The 15,901-nt window shown below is 51.1% G+C and carries 16 protein-coding genes; all 16 read right to left on the bottom strand.

The window, feature by feature from the left end; genetic code table 11:
- Window positions 1-184: 184 nt before the first annotated feature.
- Window positions 185-577 carry a universal stress protein gene (locus tag DESTI_RS09960; protein ID WP_014809838.1) on the bottom strand — a complete coding sequence of 131 codons (393 nt, stop codon included), beginning with the start codon at window positions 575-577 and terminating at the stop codon, window positions 185-187.
- A gap of 41 nt (window positions 578-618) precedes the next feature.
- The gene (locus DESTI_RS09965; RefSeq protein WP_014809839.1) at window positions 619-1,317 is read right to left on the bottom strand and encodes an ABC transporter ATP-binding protein; all 699 of its coding nucleotides are present in this window, start codon (window positions 1,315-1,317) and stop codon (window positions 619-621) included.
- Window positions 1,318-2,076, bottom strand: coding sequence for an ABC transporter ATP-binding protein (locus tag DESTI_RS09970; protein ID WP_014809840.1), 759 nt, complete (start codon window positions 2,074-2,076; stop codon window positions 1,318-1,320). It lies immediately after the preceding gene.
- A 45-nt stretch (window positions 2,077-2,121) separates the two neighbouring features.
- On the bottom strand, window positions 2,122-3,075 hold the full coding sequence (locus DESTI_RS09975; protein WP_014809841.1) for a branched-chain amino acid ABC transporter permease: 954 nt from the start codon (window positions 3,073-3,075) through the stop codon (window positions 2,122-2,124).
- The gene (locus DESTI_RS09980; RefSeq protein ID WP_014809842.1) at window positions 3,072-3,944 is read right to left on the bottom strand and encodes a branched-chain amino acid ABC transporter permease; all 873 of its coding nucleotides are present in this window, start codon (window positions 3,942-3,944) and stop codon (window positions 3,072-3,074) included. Before DESTI_RS09980 ends, DESTI_RS09975 begins: the two co-directional genes overlap by 4 nt.
- Window positions 3,945-4,260: 316 nt before the next feature.
- Window positions 4,261-5,550, bottom strand: coding sequence for an ABC transporter substrate-binding protein (locus DESTI_RS09985; protein WP_014809843.1), 1,290 nt, complete (start codon window positions 5,548-5,550; stop codon window positions 4,261-4,263).
- A gap of 107 nt (window positions 5,551-5,657) precedes the next feature.
- Complete coding sequence (locus tag DESTI_RS09990) at window positions 5,658-6,428, bottom strand: SDR family NAD(P)-dependent oxidoreductase (protein ID WP_014809844.1); 771 nt, start codon at window positions 6,426-6,428, stop codon at window positions 5,658-5,660.
- A 13-nt stretch (window positions 6,429-6,441) separates the two neighbouring features.
- Entirely contained in the window at window positions 6,442-7,599 is a 1,158-nt protein-coding gene (locus DESTI_RS09995; protein ID WP_014809845.1) for an iron-containing alcohol dehydrogenase, read from the bottom strand.
- A 24-nt stretch (window positions 7,600-7,623) separates the two neighbouring features.
- A complete protein-coding gene (locus tag DESTI_RS10000) occupies window positions 7,624-8,328 on the bottom strand; it encodes an ABC transporter ATP-binding protein (RefSeq protein WP_014809846.1) in 705 nt (234 codons plus the stop codon).
- Window positions 8,325-9,080 carry an ABC transporter ATP-binding protein gene (locus DESTI_RS10005; RefSeq protein WP_014809847.1) on the bottom strand — a complete coding sequence of 252 codons (756 nt, stop codon included), beginning with the start codon at window positions 9,078-9,080 and terminating at the stop codon, window positions 8,325-8,327. Before DESTI_RS10005 ends, DESTI_RS10000 begins: the two co-directional genes overlap by 4 nt.
- Before the next feature lie 2 nt (window positions 9,081-9,082).
- The gene (locus tag DESTI_RS10010; RefSeq protein WP_014809848.1) at window positions 9,083-10,045 is read right to left on the bottom strand and encodes a branched-chain amino acid ABC transporter permease; all 963 of its coding nucleotides are present in this window, start codon (window positions 10,043-10,045) and stop codon (window positions 9,083-9,085) included.
- A gap of 3 nt (window positions 10,046-10,048) precedes the next feature.
- A complete protein-coding gene (locus DESTI_RS10015) occupies window positions 10,049-10,936 on the bottom strand; it encodes a branched-chain amino acid ABC transporter permease (RefSeq protein WP_014809849.1) in 888 nt (295 codons plus the stop codon).
- A gap of 70 nt (window positions 10,937-11,006) precedes the next feature.
- Window positions 11,007-12,260, bottom strand: a complete 1,254-nt coding sequence (locus DESTI_RS10020) for an ABC transporter substrate-binding protein (protein ID WP_014809850.1) — start codon at window positions 12,258-12,260, stop codon at window positions 11,007-11,009.
- Window positions 12,261-12,458: 198 nt separating this feature from the next.
- On the bottom strand, window positions 12,459-14,129 hold the full coding sequence (locus DESTI_RS10025) for a class I adenylate-forming enzyme family protein (protein WP_014809851.1): 1,671 nt from the start codon (window positions 14,127-14,129) through the stop codon (window positions 12,459-12,461).
- A gap of 44 nt (window positions 14,130-14,173) precedes the next feature.
- A complete protein-coding gene (locus tag DESTI_RS10030; protein ID WP_014809852.1) occupies window positions 14,174-15,631 on the bottom strand; it encodes a 4-hydroxyphenylacetate 3-hydroxylase family protein in 1,458 nt (485 codons plus the stop codon).
- Complete coding sequence (locus DESTI_RS10035) at window positions 15,615-15,896, bottom strand: hypothetical protein (RefSeq protein WP_014809853.1); 282 nt, start codon at window positions 15,894-15,896, stop codon at window positions 15,615-15,617. Before DESTI_RS10035 ends, DESTI_RS10030 begins: the two co-directional genes overlap by 17 nt.
- Window positions 15,897-15,901 lie beyond the last annotated feature (5 nt).

Below are 15,901 nucleotides of genomic sequence, written 5' to 3' on the forward strand. Positions count from 1 at the left end.
GTATTAATACCATTTCGCATGAGATAGCGAAGGCTGGCGGTGTCCTGAGCGGAGTGATTAGACGGCTTTGCGTCGTCCGGAGCGAGGGATACCTCCAGCCTCCCAGATTATGAAAAGAAGAAAGAATCGGTAAAAGATGAGCTTCCCCGATGCCCCCGAATCAGTCACGGCACGGCGGGCGAATTTATCTCATGGAAAGCACGGGACACGGTGCATTGAGAATCACATGGCGAGCATTGGATCCGAAGATGATTTTGCCCACGGCTGACACTTTCTTTACTCCGACCACTATCTGATCGATGTTCTTTTCTTTCGCGAATTGCACCAGATCCTCTCCGGGAGTGAGTCCGCGGATGAGAAGGTGAGTCTCCACTTCAATGCCGCTGTCGATGAAGTCTTTCTTTGCGAACTCCAGACCCTCTTCAGCTTCCGCTATTTCTTCAGGATTGGTCTGATTTTCACCGAAAAGAGAGGTCACAAGATACACTTTCGCGCCGAAAGCCAGAGCATGTTTCTTGGCTAATTCCAGTGCCCCCTTGGACTGATTGGATCCGTCATACCCCACGAGGATTCTCATTGTACTCACCCCTGAACTGACTAAAGAAAAAAACGATTACATTATACCGCGAGATACCGCTTTACAACATCTTCATCGGACCAAATTGCTTCCATGGTTCCTTCGTGAACGACGGTCCCTTTTTCCAGAATATAGCCGTATTCACAGACCTGTCTACAGAACTTGAGATTCTGATCCGCCAGGAGAAGAGTCAACCCCCGTTTGCGTATCTCACCGATCGTCTCTATGAGCTTACGTATAACGAGTGGAGCGAGCCCTTCAGAAGGTTCGTCGAGCAGGACGAGGCTGGGATTCATCATCAAAGCACGTCCCAGACTTAACATCTTCTTTTCGCCACCGGAAAAACTCAAGCCCTTCTGATTTCTCCGATCTGCAAGCACCGGAAACAGCTCCTCGACTTTCTGGCGCGTCCAATATCCCGATCGCTTACACACACGATGGGCAAGCTCCAGATTTTCTTCACAGGTAAGGTCCACGAAAATACGCAAATCGTCCGGCATATAGCTGATTCCGCTTCTGGCAATATCATACGGAGCCAGACCGCGGATCTGTTTGCCTTCAAAGGTGATAGATCCGGTTCGCGGAGGCGTCAACCCCATGATTGAACGAAGAGTGGTTGTCTTTCCTGCTCCGTTCCGACCCAGCAAAGCCACAGATTGTCCTGATTGCACACTAAGAGAAACACTCTGCAGCACGTGGGAAGAATCGTAGTAGGTGTTGATTTTTTCCACCTCGAGCATTTAAGCAACCTCCTCACCGAGATAGACCTCACGAACCTTGGGATTCGATTTCACCTGTTCGGGTGTGCCGTCTCCGATGATATTACCGCGATACAGAACGATTACCCGTTCAGAAAGTGAGAACACCACATCCATATCGTGTTCGACGATTACAAACGTTACTTCTCCTTCTGCGGAGAGATCCCGGATATTTTGCAGGATTCTCGTCCGTTCCACGGGGTTCATTCCTGCAGTCGGTTCATCCAAAAACAGGAGTTTCGGTTTTGCTGCCAAAGCTATCCCGACTTCGAGCAGTCTGCGGTCACCGTGAGAAAGAGCGCTTGCTGAAACATGGCTATGATCCAGGAGACCTATGCGATCCAGTATCTTGTCAACCGCCTGTTTCACTTCCAAATCTTTTTTCACCGAACAAAGGAAGCTTGTGGCCTTTTGTTTTAATGCGATAACCGGAATCGCAATATTTTCGAATAGTGAAAGGTGGCCGAACACATTGGCTACCTGGAACGAGCGACAAAGCCCTTGGCGAACACGACGGTCTATAGGATATCGGGTAATATCTTGTCCCTGGAAGAGAATTTCTCCGGAATCGGGAGGAATACTTCCGCTGAGAATATTTATCAAGGTGGATTTTCCGGCACCGTTCGGTCCGATAATGGACGTGAGCGTCCCGTCTGCAAGCGAGAAACTCAGATTCCTGGCTGTGACGACATTACCGAAAGCCTTATTGAGATCGCGTACTTCGAGCAGAGCGGCATTCATATCAGGGTTTCCTCACATATCTGTGGTAAGTTGTCAGTCCTCTTTTTAACGTGAAAACCTTTTGAGAAACTGGCTTGTGGAGCCCACAATTCCGCCTCGGAATCCCAAAATGATGGCGAGCAGAATGAGTCCGAACCAGAGCATCCAATTATGGGTGAATCGTTCGATAAATTCTCGCAACACTACGAACAGAATACTTCCCACAAAAGGACCGCTGAACGTTTGCAGGCCTCCCATGAGACTTACGAGCACCGGGTCGGCCGAGTGACTCCAGTGGGCCGAAAACGGAGTCACATTGCTTTGCAAGAGCAGACCCAAAGCTCCGGCCAATCCGGCAAAAGCACCGGAAACCACAAAAGCCGCCAGCCTGTAGCGTCTCACTCCCAGCCCGGCAAATTCCGTTCGAATGTGATTTTCCCTGATTCCCGCGAGCACCAGGCCGAAGGGAGATTGATAAATGCGGTAAATAATCAGACTGCTCAATGCAAAGAAGAACAACACGAGAAAGTAAAATTGAGAATCTTTCATGATCGGTATCTTGAAAAAACCGAGCGATATGGACCCGCGAACGATTCCGGAAAGTCCGTCATCACCGCCGGTTATGTCCCTGAGATTCCACATCAACGAGAAAACCATCATACCGAAGGCAAGCGTCAGCATGGAGAAATAGATCTCCGTGTGGCGAACACAAAAGAATCCGATTATCAACGCCAAGAATGCGGCAGCGACAACGCCCGCCATTATGCCCAAAAGCGGATGCGAGCTGCTGATGTGCATAGACCATAGAGCGGCTCCATAAGCACCTGTGGCAAAAAACGCCGCATGTCCGAAGGACAATAACCCCGTCCTTCCGAAAAGAATGTTATAGCCCATGGCGAATATGGATAGAATCATTACTCGCATAGTGAGATACAAGATGAATCGGCTCGAGAACAATCCGATGCCCAGGAGTATTGCTAGAACTAGAGTGGCGATCACGTACTTGCTGTAACGGTTCATCGGTCGACCCCCGCGAAAAATCCCTGAGGCCGCCAGAGCAGCACGACACCCATAAGGATGAATGTGAGAAACATGTCCAGCGCAGGAACGTATCGGGTGCCGAAGGAATTCAGGAGACCGATGAAGAGTGCTCCGAGAAAAGCCCCTTGCAGGCTGCCTAATCCTCCGATGACCACCACGACGAAAGCATTGATGATGACAGCTTCACCCATACCTGTCGTGAGAAGTCCCACGTACGGGACGGCAAGCGCTCCTCCAACTGCAGAAAGCCATGCTCCGAACACGAACACCGCAGTATACAGAGCAGGGACTCGCACTCCTATGGCCGCAGCCATTTCACGATCTGCAGCCGCTGCACGAATCAGGCGACCCCACCAGCTTTTTTCCAGAAAAGCCCAAAGACCGATTGCCACCAGTGGTCCGACTACCATGATGAAGAGGTTATATACAGGAAAATTGCGTCCTGCGATCTGAATCGAACCGGAAAGTCCCGGAACAGTGGGGGACCCGATTGATCCCGCACCCCAGATCATCTTCACCAACTCGTCGAATATGAGCACCATGGCAAAGGTGAGAAGAAGCTGATAGGGAAGTTCCAGATCATATACCTGGCGCAGCAGAAAACGTTCCATGAGGAAACCCACCACACATACTACCAGCGGACCGACTATAACACCCAACCAGAAATCGACTCCAATGTATCGGAGAACTGTGTAGCAAAGGTATGCCCCTAACATGTAGAAGCTTCCGTGCGCAAAATTCAGCACCCGCAACACTCCGAAGATGAGGGTCAATCCGCTGGCCACCAGCCAAATAAACATTCCCGCGGAAATTCCTGTAAGGCTCACATGAATGAGGGATTCCAACATCGAAACCACTCTCCGATCTGTACCGAATAATAACTTAATTTTGCAGGAGAAAGCCGAGCTTACTCCTGCATTCACGGTTGGTATCGCACTGTTCTTTCTAGCGCCATCGAACTCGTAAGCATACAGTGTTGCCAAAAGTTTTGTCCGATTCAAATCCCCCCAGCCCCCCTTTACGAAAGGGGGGTAAGAGGCAACAACTTAATCCCCCCTTATTTAAAGGGGGGATAGGGGGGATTTTCCCTATGTATCTGTGAATGGACACTATTAGAAGTCCTCGAAAAAGACTCGGGAACAAACTTTTCATACAGTTTGGTCATCACGACTTGAACGGAGGATGCGTACCCTCACCCTCGAAGGGCGGACGATTGAAGCACTCCTTCGCCGGGATCACAATCTGCTTACCCATTATCTTGAAAGGATAGTTGGGATTGCTTGCCGTCAGACCCCACGGGACTTCGTACATTGCCTGATGATCTTCTTTCCTGAACACTCGTTTTCCTGCAGGACTGTCGAGTTCCATGCCTTCCATGGCCTTGATAAGTTGCCCGGTTTCCTTGGAGCCGGCAGCTTCGATGGCTTTCTTGAACGCATACATGGTGGAATATGCCGTTTCAGAGACATATGCAGGATAGTGATTCCAGCGTTTGCGGAAATTGGCCACCCACTCTTTGTTTTGCGGCGAATCCGGATACAGGAAGAAATAGCGTCCCGAGATCCAGATATTGTCAGGCATTTCCGGACCGAGTCCCTCCAGGACATCCATTGCCGCTCCTACAGGAAGAAGGATGTGTTTGACTTTGTCGAACAGGCCTGCCTGTTGCGCCTGTTTCATCATGGTAATAAGCTCGCCGGCCCAGACAACGGAGTACAATCCTTCGGGTTTGGCGTCCATTATCGTGTTGATGTGAGGTCTGAAGTCGGTCGTTCCGAACGGAGCCCAGGAATCCGCCACAAACTTGACGCCCGGTTTCAGTTTTCCCAGGGTGTCCTGAAACATCTTCCATGTGGTGAATCCATATTCATACTTGGGATTGATGGTTGCCCAGCTCATTGCAGGAAGATCTTTTGCAATGAATGCCGCGGCATTACCATCCTGATAGGTGGGAGTGCAAATACGGAATACCTGTTTGATGCCTTTTTTGAATACTTCATCCTCGGTGAGCTTCTCCGTGGCGGCATGGGTCACCATGAGAATGCGGTCGAGCTGCCCGACTGCGGGTGCAACAGCGAGAGCCTGTCCTGATGAATCCACTCCAGCGAGCAGATCTGCTTCCCAGCTATCCACGAAATAGCGAACATTCTGGAGTGCCGTGGGAGCAGCCAGGGTCGAATCACGGATTTCGATTTCCAACTTGTTCCCGGCAATCCCGCCCGCTGCATTTATTTCTTCCATGGCCATGAGTGCGCCCATTTTGTGAAACTCGCCATAACCGGCCAGGGTTCCGGAAAGAACCGCCTGGTACCCGACTTTTATGGGGCCTTTGATTTTCGGGGTTGCAGCCCAAAGCCCGACCGGTTTCATGACGCCCGACCCGAGAGCAGATGCAGCCGCAGTGAGCAATCCCATCTTCATGAAGTCCCGTCGCTTGATTCCAGGTTTGTCCATTTCATCCTCCTTGTTCCGGCCGTAATGTAAATGCATCGTCTTCTCGCAGGAGAAGCGGCTTGTTGCCTGCATTGGAGAATCGGAAACCGAGTCGTGTGAAGGGCCAGCTACCAGGCAGTCCAGCCTCCATCTATGAAGATCGTCTGCCCCGTCACGAAATCGGAAGCTTTTGATGCAAGAAAAACGACTACCCCGGCAAGTTCGTCGGGTTGTCCCCAGCGTCCCATCGGTGTACGTTCGACAATGAAGTTGTAGCGCTCCGGATCGTTTCTCAATTGCGCCACCAGAGGAGTTTCAAAATAAGTCGGGCCGATGGCATTGACCTGCAGTCCCTGCTTTGCCCACTCCAAAGCCATCACCTTGGTCATCTGAATCACACCTCCCTTGCTGGAAGCGTACGCCACCTGCATGGGAAGAGCGACAGTCCCGAGAATAGATGCCATGTTGATGATTTTGCCACTGCCCCGGGAAAGCATGTGAGGCACCACACTCTGGGCCATGAGAAGATAACCCTTCAGGTTGGTATCGACTACCAGATCCCATTCATCCGGAGAAAGTTCCAGCACGGGTTTTCTCACGTTGACACCGGCGTTGTTCACCAGAATATCTACGCGACCGAAGACGTTTAAGGTCTGTTCGATAGCTTCATCAATGTTAGTCTTATTCAACACGTCCACGCTGAAGAATTCCGCTTTCCTGCCCAGACTCTCTATTTCGGACTTCACGGATTTGAGGCCGTCCACATCGCGGGCAAAAAGAGCAATATCTGCACCAGCTCGCGCTAAGGCCAGAGCCATGGATTTTCCCAGACCCTTTGACGCCCCGGTGACAAGCGCCACCCGGCCGCTGATGTCAAAGAGTTCCTGATTCGTCATCATCTCATTCCTCCGCTTAGAGCACTTTTCGGTATATTTCTTCTGCATCTTTGAGCGTCAGTTCACGGGGATTGTTGGCCAGCAAACGAGTGACCTTCATCACCCCTTGAGCGAGTCCCGGGATATCCTTGTCCTGAATTCCGTATTCACTGAGCCGGGAAGGGACCTTCAGGTCCTCAGCCAGTGTCTTGAGAAAATCAACCGACTTCATAGCCGCATCGCGATTGCTCAAACCGGTTGTGTTTTCACCGAAGAGTTCGGCCATACGTGCAAATTTAGGCAGGTTACCCAGCATATTGAATTCCATGACAGGAGCAAGCATCATGCTGTTAGCGACACCATGAGGTATATGGAATTCAGCGCCTATGGGATAGGCAAAAGCATGAACAGCGGTAACTCCTGCATTGGCAAAAGCAATGCCTGCCAAGAGGCTGCCTTCAAGCATCCTGGATCTCGCTTCTACATCCGCTCCATTGGCAAATGCTGTGCGAATACTCCTGGCGATCAACCGCATTGCTTCCATTGCCAGCATGTCCGTCAACCACATAGCATTCCTGGAGGTGTATGCCTCCACCGCATGAATAAGTGCATCCATCCCGGTTGCAGCCGTAACAGCGGCAGGAAGACCAAGCGTAAGTTCCGGGTCCAGAATTGCTACGTCGGGCAAAAGGTACGGGCTGACAATACCTTTTTTCAGCTTCTCGCCTTCGTCTGAGAGGATCGCAATGGGAGTCACTTCGCTTCCCGTACCTGCTGTAGTCGGAACCAGGATTATCGGCAGTCCTTTCCGGGGAACGAGATCGATCCCGAAATAGGAGTTGACCGGGTCAGAACTGGTGGTCAGAATCGATGCCACTTTTGCTATATCCAGAGAAGATCCTCCGCCTATGCCTACGATGAAATCAGCCTGACTGCTCTTGACCCGATCCGCTGCTTGTACAGCGATCTCATAGCGAGGATCGGCTTCAACGCCGTCGAAAGAAACCACCGAGAGTCCGGCTGATTCGAGCGCCTGAATTGCCTTCTCAGCGATCCCGCATTGTACGATGCCGCGATCGGTGATCATCATGACTTTGGTCGCACCAATTCGTTTCGCTTCATCTCCCAATCGCTGTAACGATCCGGGGCCCATAACAATACGCGGGGTGGTCTGGAACATTCTGACAAGGCTCATACGTATGGCTCCTTTTTAATATTTCTAAACGGCGAGATACTTCTTCTGAACCGATTCTTCCCTCTTGAATTCTTCCATGGTACCGGTGAACACGACATGTCCCTTGTCGATGACCACCGCGCGATCCGAAACGCTCGTTGCAAACCTGATATTCTGTTCCGAAAGCAGAATGGTGATACCGGCTTTTTTGAGATTCAGCACGAGATCTTTCAGGACCGCCACCACAACCGGGGCCAGACCTTCGGTAGGTTCATCGAGCAGCAGCACATCGGGATTGCTTATGAGGGCTCGAGCAATGGTCAGGAGCTGCTGTTCGCCACCCGAGAGAGTTCCTCCGAGTCGGTCCATCAAGTGAACGAGAAGCGGGAACTGTTCAAGGACGGTTTCCTCGTTCCAAATCCCTGAGCGCCCGGGGATTCGCCCTAGTCCCAGATTCTCCCGAACAGTGAACGGCCCGAGAATACGGCGGTCTTCCGGAACAAAGCCAATACCCAGGCGTGCTCGCTTGTACGCGGGCAAACGGGAGCAATCCTTCCCCTTTATCATTACTTTGCCGAGTTTCACGGGTGTGAGTCCGATGAGTGACCTGAATGTGGTGGTTTTTCCGGCGCCGTTTCGCCCCATGAGACAAACAGTCTCTCCGGATGATACTGCAAGGCTCACATCGAAAAGAATGTGGCTGCGTCCGTAAAACGTGTTCAGTCCTGCTGCTTCGAGAATGTAGCTCATCGGACTTCCTCCCCAAGGTAAGCAGTAATGACCTCGGGATTGTTCCGAATCTCCTCAGGCGGTCCCTCGGCCAGAAGTCTCCCCAACTGCAAAACTCGAACGATCTGGGCTATACCGAAAACGATATCCATATCGTGCTCGATGAAGATCAAAGTGAGATTGAACTCTTCCCATAATCGCTTGATCAGATCTCGTGTGAGTTGTCTTTCGTCGGGAGACATTCCCGCAGTAGGTTCATCGAGAAGCAGAAGCTGAGGTTCCAGGCCGAGAGCGATGCCTATATCCAGGAGTTTTTGATCTCCATGAGCCAACTCGAAAGCCGGTCTTTCAGCGTGTTTCGCCAGCCCCAGGCTTTCAAGGATGAAATAGGCCTGATCGGTTGCTTCTTTGAATCTCGCCACATTCCTGAAGGGATTCAGCACTTCTTTTCGTCTTGATAAACAGGAGATCCTCACGTTTTCGAGAACCGATTCTTCCGGAAATATGGAAGTGATCTGGAACGAACGTCCCATGCCGCGAGCAACAATCTCCTGGGGACGTAGACCGGTTATCTGTTCATTCTTGAAGAGTATCCTCCCCTTGTCGGGAAGAAGGTTGCCCGTGATCTGATTGAACAGTGTCGTTTTGCCTGCTCCGTTCGGCCCGATGATTGCCGATATTTCGCCCGGCATTACCGAGAAGCTCACGTTGTACGTCACGGTCAAGCCGCCGAAGGATTTATCCAATTGGTCCAATACGAGCACCGGTTCCATGCTTAACCCCTATCGGCAACCATTCGGGACTGCAGTCTGGTTTTCAACGCCTGAAACTCTCCCACCAAACCCCTCGGAAACAAGAGGACCATGGTCATCATGATCAAACCTATAATGAGAGGCCAGTATTCGGTTTTGGCACCGACAAATTCCTGTATTACTATGAACACCGCGGTACCGATTAACGGTCCAAAGAATTGACCGATTCCCCCCAGGACGGACATGAGAATGACTTCGCCGGAAGTGGTCCAGTACAGCATATCGGTGTGAATGGAATTGTCGATTCCGGCCATGAGGCTCCCCGCGAGAGCTGAAAAGACCGATGATACCATGTAGATTCTGAGTTGCGAGTAACGGACACTCTGACCGATGAAGGATACCCTATTTGGGTTCTGGCGCACGCATCGTAAGAGCACACCCAGAGGCGAGAGCGATATACGTCTGAGAAGCCAAATAGATGCAATCACTATTACAAGAGTGACGTAGTAATAAGTCACTTTGTTGGACAAAATGCCAGGTGGGATAATCCCTTGAATTCCGTCATCTCCACCCGTGAATTCATACCATCTGAACGTGATCTGCCAGACCAATTGCCCGAATGCCAGAGTGAGCACCGTGAAGAAAACACCGCTCACCCGGATGATCAAGAGCCCTATGGCGAGCGACAAGATGGCCGCAGCAATCAACCCCAGACCGATACCGGGAACAAACCAGGCGTCGCCGACATGACGCACCATCAGACCGACAGCATATCCACCGAGTCCGAAGTAGAGCGCTTGACCGAACGAAAGCATTCCCGTTACGCCCCAGAGCATGTTGAAAGCGACAGCAAACAATCCCCAAAGCAGAATGTGGCTCGCGAGCATCAAATGGTAACTGGAAGAGCCGATTATCGGAAGCGAACCGAAGATGACGAAAAGAATAGCCCAGAAGACGATTTCTTTGTAATTGTTCCTGATCTCCATGGACTACACCTTTCTCACACTTCGAGGAGCGAAGAGGCCCTCAGGCTTGAATATCAGAGTGAGCACCATGACAACATAGCTGACCACAGAAGCCCATTCGGGAACAAAAACCACCGCAAACGCAATGACTTCGCCCAGGATTAAGGCGCCGAACCATGCGCCCCAGAAATTCCCCATTCCTCCGATAACCACTACAATGAGTGAATCGATAATTACCTCTATTCCTGCCCCCGGAGTAACGGAACGAAGAGGCGCCGCAAGAGCTCCTGCAAAACCTCCCAGCATGGTGGCAATTCCGAATACCAGCGTCATGGTAAGCGGAACGTTCACGCCCATGGCGTTCATCATCTCTCTATCCAATGCAGTCGCTCTTGCTATCCTTCCAGGACGAGTTCGTCCAAGGATGAACCACGCAACAACAACCAGTACGAATCCGATGCCAATGATTGCAAGATTGTAAGAGGGTAGGGTGATCCCGAAAAGCTCTACCGATCCTCTCAATCCTTCGGGTCTCAGAATGGTCTTGTACTCGGTCCCCCAGATGATTTTTACGAGATCGTCTATAACAAGTATGAATGAATACGTCAGGAGTATCTGAAAGCCGCCTTCTTCTGCACGGCCGTAAATCCTCCGAAGAAAGAGAGACTCCGCAATCATCCCGGCAACCCCGGCCCCGATTCCTGCCGCTAGCGTTGCCAGCCAGAAATTGGCACTGTATGCGGCAATAGTCTGATATGCCAAATAAGCGCCAAGCATGTAGAAAGAACCATGAGCAAAGTTGAAGACGTTACCCACACCGAATATGAGAGTGAGGCCGCTTGCCACGAGAAAGAGGAGAGTGGCCAGACTCAGCCCGCTGATTAACTGTACCGCCAAGAATGAGAGGTCCATTGCGACCTGTCTCCTGTGGTGAACCGAGCAGCCGCAATGGAGCGGCTGCCGTTGGAACTAAGTTCGGACTTTATTTCTTCTGTTTCGACTCGATGTATTCTTTGGGCGGCAGCAGGTCTTCCGCTTTGTAGATTTTCCATTCGCCGAGCATCCGCTTTGCCGGTGGGAACTGGTCGTTTGCAACCGTGACCCCGACTGCTTGCACCTGAACGATCTGGTGTGTTGCAGGATCAATGTAGGAAGTGAACCCTTCAGGATCTTCAGGGAGTTGGATCTTCATTCCTTCGAGTGCTTTAACCAGTTTATCGGCATCATCGGGATTTCCGACTTTTTCTACCGCCTGGGCGATGGCAAGGATTCCTGCGTATGCACCCTCGGCTGCATAGGTGGGATAACGGCCGGTTTTCTTGAAGAACTTTTGGACGTATTCTTTGTTCGCGGCAGTATCGGGCCAGTTATTGTGATGTCGGGCGCTCAAGACCAGCCCAAGAGGCAATTCAGCTCCTGTGGCGCTCATGACCTCGTAATTGCCTCCCGCATCCGGTGAACAGAACAGTGTCTTCTCAAAAAGCCCGTACGGGGTAGCTTGTTTGATGAAGGCAACAGAGTCTCCGCCCCACAAGCCGGATATCAGAACATCAGGTTTATCCTTGATAATTGAAGTAATAAAGGGTGTATAATCCGGAGCGAACAGTTTCGGCCAGTATTCTCCGACGATTTTGTATTTCACACCGAATCTGTCGAGGTTGTACTTGAGTTCGTTCCACTGGTCATGCCCATATGCATAGTCAGGACCGACATACGCTATGGTCGTCCAGGGTTTCGTCTGGGCAAGCTCTTTGAGATACAGGGCGCCTGCTGCCATGGACTGAAACGTGTTATTGGAAACACGGAAATAATAGGGCTGAAACTTGTCAACCGTAAGCTGGGTGGAGGCGTGGTCGGTTCCGATGAATATTTTCTTGTTTTGTTTGGAGACCTCGGTAAGTGCGAGTCCCACTGCAGAGCTTACGACTCCGAACAGGAAGTGGACCTTGTCTTCATCGATGTAACGTTTTGCAATACGAACAGCATCGGCAGGCTTTGCTTTGCTGTCGGTGTTGATGAATTCCAGCTTGTAACCTGCGACCCCTCCTTTGGCGTTGATCTCCTCCACCGCCATTTCAGCGGCATCCACGGAGTCGAGACCGTACAAACCGGCCCGTCCCGTCATGGGAAACAGGGAGCCGATCTTAACAATCTTTTCCTGCGCCTGTGCGAACGGCACGAGAATGAAAGCCAACACGGCCACCAGTACGATCCCCAGAAACCTGTGCTTGCGCATGTTTTTACCTCCCCTTGAGACTAGAACATTTATGATTAGCCGTGCCGGATAACAGCGCACAGCCATAAAGCCGCTGCCGGTTTGTGACAGTTTCGGTCATGAAGTGGGCTCCCAACTCAGAGTCCGTGATTGCTGCTCACCAATACTGCTCGGCAACAACGTCACTTATACACACCGAGGGATACTTTATCCCCGGTATCACTTTCTCAGTGCTCTCCTGAGGAATTTACCGGTTAAGGTTTTGGGAATTTCAGGAACGAACTCCACTACACGTGGATACTTATATGCCGCCATTCGACTCTTGCAGAATATGACTATCTCTTCGGGGGTTACGGAAGTCTCAAATCCGGGTTTTAATGCCACGAACGCTTTGACCGTCTCTCCGCGGTATTCATCCGGAACGCCGATCACTGCTGTTTCCTTTACTCCGGGATGTTGATAGATGACGTCTTCCACGTCTCGAGGCCACACCTTGAATCCTGACGCGATGATCAAATCCTTTTTTCTGTCTACCACGTAAAACCACCCGTTTTCGTCCATCTTGCCCACATCGCCGGTATAGAGCCATCCTTCCTTTATGGCATGGCTTGTCTCCTCAGGACGTTGCCAGTATCCGGCAATAATCATGGGGCCGCGGTTCACGATTTCGCCAATTTCGTTTGGTGAAAGCTCATGAAGGCAATCATCGGAATCGCAGATTTTCGAGACTGCATTGGGAACCGGGAGCCCCACAGATAGAGCGCCGGTGTCCGGGTCCACAGGGGCTTTCGTCCCGAGTGGCACAATATGAGACGGTGAACTGGTTTCCGTCATACCATACACATTGTGCAGATAACATCCTGTCAGTGCGTGGAACTGATCCACCTGTGCGCTGGAAACAGGTGCTCCGCCGCTGTACGCTTTACAGAAACTGGAAAGATCCCGTTGTCTGATTTCCGGAGTGTTCATCCACGCGATGTACACGGTTATGGAAGCTACGGTCATAGTTGCTTTCCAGTGTTCGATAAGCCGAAGTGTCTCACGAGCATCAAACCTGTAAGAAAGGACAACCGGAATCCCCACCAGTGCTGCCACCGCAGTATGTGCCACTTCACCGGTAACATGGAACAGAGGCGCTACGCCGAGCACCACATCAGTGCTGTCCATGCGCATCATCATCTTGTAAACCCTGGCACTGAAGGCAATGTTTCCCTGCGTATTCATTGCACCTTTGGGCTGGCCGGTGGTTCCCGAGGTATAGGTGAGATATGCGACCGAATCGGGAGTCGATTGGTGAACATCAACTCGTTTCCCTTTGTATTCGTCAAGGAGTTCCCTTAAATCGCGGCATCCCTGAACAGCACTCTTTGTGCAGCTCTTCAGTATCTCGGGTAGAGGCGAATCAGGATTCAGGAAGTCCAAAGCAGAGGTCGTTATGATGTTTTCAATTCGTGTGCCATTAAGAAAGGATAGATTCAGGTTTCTGGCGATTTCATCGAGAGTAAGGAAGATCTTCGCTCCGGAATCCATGCAGAAATAGGCAAGCTCGGTTTCCTTGTACATGGGGTTCACCGGAACCACAATGGCGCCGATCTTCCAGGCAGCATATGCTCCGATAAGGAATTGCGGAATATTCTGGAGATCCACAATGATACGATCTCCACTCCTGAGCCCCATGTCATGGAATGCCGCCGCAAGGCTGTCAGACCAGCCATCCACGTCGCCATAGGAAATCGCTTCATCGAAATAGAATATGGCTGGAGCTTCCGGAATGCGCTTGGCTGTTTTCAGGAAATCCCCGATAGCCGTGGCTGCCTCAGCATCAATATCGTGCGGAACCCAATCGGGGTACAAGCGTAACCAGGGGCGTTGCTGATAAATCGAATTCATGGAATCTCCTTCATCACGAAATCATGCTGCTACACAAGCGATTATTACACCTGTGAAGGCTCGTCCTCGATCCCAGCGAGCTTCTTGGCCATCTTCTTCTTCATGTCGAGTTTGCTTAGCCTTCCGTACATGACTTTTTGCGTCTGCGGTGACCCTGCACCGTGCATGGATTCCACCAGCGCCGTACCGCCCGTCATATTCTCGATAAGTCTGAGAATGCGAATGCGGTTCTCTGTGGATACGCCGGGGACTCCAGCCAGATATTTCTCCACATATTTCCCGATTTCTTTACTCTTGAGATCGTTTTCAAACGGCATGGTAGCGAGGATTCCGCCGGCAACGTCATGTGCCAGGCGAGCGATTTCGTAAATGTGGCGAGTTACGTTCTGTTTCGTGCAATTGGCAAGGAGCGGATCAGGATAAAAAGCTCCACTGGGAGTTTTCCGACCCATTGCCGAACAGGAGATCGAGCCTGAATAAATCGTTTCGGTAAGGTGCATCATCTCAGCGAGTTTATCTTTGACGTGAGACGCCCCGGCAGAGCCCTGCATTTCCGCCGCAAGTGCCGTTGCACCGATAATGATGTCCGAGACTCCACCCTTGCAGCCACCGTAATTCTGACGATGAAGTGTGGCAAAACGCTCTACGAGTAACCCTGAAAACTCGTGCTCGCCGCACATGAACACTCTTTCCCACGGAACGAATACATTATCGAATACGATGAGAGTTTCGCCGCCCACGAGACCGAAGTCAGGGTTTCCTGCGTCCGTTCTGCCTCCAAACTTACGCTCGTCGTTCGTTTGCCTGCCGAAGATTTGAAGTACTCCAGGACTGCTCAGAGGCACTGCGCAGCAGAGCGCATAATCTTTGTCAGCCTCCCGCATCAACTGGGTGGGCATGATGAGGATTTCGTGGCTATTGGCCGCTCCAGTCTGATGCGCCTTGTTACCGGATATGATGATACCGTCTTCTCTGCGTTCTACCACGTGAGTGAACAGATCCGGATCGGCCTGTTGGTGAGGAGGCTTGGAGCGATCGCCTTTAGTGTCGGTCATACCACCCACAACCATCTTGTTCGTGGATTGAATCATTTTAAGATATTCAGTAAATCTGGTATGATAACTCGTGCCGAACTTTTCGTCGATATCATAAGTGGTCATGTATGTTGCATTCAAGGCGTCCCACCCAACACAGCGCTGAAAACAACTTCCGGTTTCGTGCGCTATGGCTCGCAAGAGTTGCACCTTCTTGATCAAGTCTTCGACCGTTTGATGAATATGGGTGAATCTGTTGATTCGTTCGCCGGTCAGATGGCTGACAGCAGTAGCAAGATCTTCAAATTCGGGTGCAAGAGCCATCTCGTACGTTTTTGATGCCGCATTGATATGAGGGATAAAAGCCGGGTGTGTGGTGATGTCCTGTACACGTTCTCCGTTATAATAGACTGTATGACCCTGCTCCTTGAGGCTTTTCACGTAATCGTCTTTAGTCCTGATCTGCATTGTTCTTTCCTTTTTCCAAGAGTCGAGCCACCACACGGTCCGGGGAGGGCTCATGATGTGTCACAATCAGCAAAGAGGCATGTACCATTTCCGATGCCGGACAGGCTTTTTCACATCCGCATACCAGCAGAATCGCCTCATAACCAAATTCAGCGGGTGTCAGCCACTGGATCGAATCCGCTGCAATCTCCTTGACTTGTCGAACAAGCTCAATGCGGTCGTACGTCGGATCACAGCCACCGCAAAACTTCAGTGCCACTTTCATACGTT

Origin of the sequence: Desulfomonile tiedjei DSM 6799, from assembly GCF_000266945.1 — a bacterium.
Taxonomy (GTDB): Bacteria; Desulfobacterota; Desulfomonilia; order Desulfomonilales; family Desulfomonilaceae; genus Desulfomonile; species Desulfomonile tiedjei.

What these genes read in the sequence shown, in the direction of transcription:
- DESTI_RS09960 (WP_014809838.1), bottom strand. Translation starts at nt 577, where the DNA reads ATGAGAATCCTCGTGGGGTATGACGGATCCAATCAGTCCAAGGGGGCA.
- DESTI_RS09995 (WP_014809845.1), bottom strand. Translation starts at nt 7,599, where the DNA reads ATGAGCCTTGTCAGAATGTTCCAGACCACCCCGCGTATTGTTATGGGC.
- DESTI_RS09980 (WP_014809842.1), bottom strand. Translation starts at nt 3,944, where the DNA reads ATGTTGGAATCCCTCATTCATGTGAGCCTTACAGGAATTTCCGCGGGA.
- DESTI_RS10015 (WP_014809849.1), bottom strand. Translation starts at nt 10,936, where the DNA reads ATGGACCTCTCATTCTTGGCGGTACAGTTAATCAGCGGGCTGAGTCTG.
- DESTI_RS09965 (WP_014809839.1), bottom strand. Translation starts at nt 1,317, where the DNA reads ATGCTCGAGGTGGAAAAAATCAACACCTACTACGATTCTTCCCACGTG.
- DESTI_RS09970 (WP_014809840.1), bottom strand. Translation starts at nt 2,076, where the DNA reads ATGAATGCCGCTCTGCTCGAAGTACGCGATCTCAATAAGGCTTTCGGT.
- DESTI_RS10010 (WP_014809848.1), bottom strand. Translation starts at nt 10,045, where the DNA reads ATGGAGATCAGGAACAATTACAAAGAAATCGTCTTCTGGGCTATTCTT.
- DESTI_RS10000 (WP_014809846.1), bottom strand. Translation starts at nt 8,328, where the DNA reads ATGAGCTACATTCTCGAAGCAGCAGGACTGAACACGTTTTACGGACGC.
- DESTI_RS10035 (WP_014809853.1), bottom strand. Translation starts at nt 15,896, where the DNA reads ATGAAAGTGGCACTGAAGTTTTGCGGTGGCTGTGATCCGACGTACGAC.
- DESTI_RS10020 (WP_014809850.1), bottom strand. Translation starts at nt 12,260, where the DNA reads ATGCGCAAGCACAGGTTTCTGGGGATCGTACTGGTGGCCGTGTTGGCT.
- DESTI_RS10030 (WP_014809852.1), bottom strand. Translation starts at nt 15,631, where the DNA reads ATGCAGATCAGGACTAAAGACGATTACGTGAAAAGCCTCAAGGAGCAG.
- DESTI_RS09985 (WP_014809843.1), bottom strand. Translation starts at nt 5,550, where the DNA reads ATGGACAAACCTGGAATCAAGCGACGGGACTTCATGAAGATGGGATTG.
- DESTI_RS10025 (WP_014809851.1), bottom strand. Translation starts at nt 14,129, where the DNA reads ATGAATTCGATTTATCAGCAACGCCCCTGGTTACGCTTGTACCCCGAT.
- DESTI_RS09990 (WP_014809844.1), bottom strand. Translation starts at nt 6,428, where the DNA reads ATGATGACGAATCAGGAACTCTTTGACATCAGCGGCCGGGTGGCGCTT.
- DESTI_RS09975 (WP_014809841.1), bottom strand. Translation starts at nt 3,075, where the DNA reads ATGAACCGTTACAGCAAGTACGTGATCGCCACTCTAGTTCTAGCAATA.
- DESTI_RS10005 (WP_014809847.1), bottom strand. Translation starts at nt 9,080, where the DNA reads ATGGAACCGGTGCTCGTATTGGACCAATTGGATAAATCCTTCGGCGGC.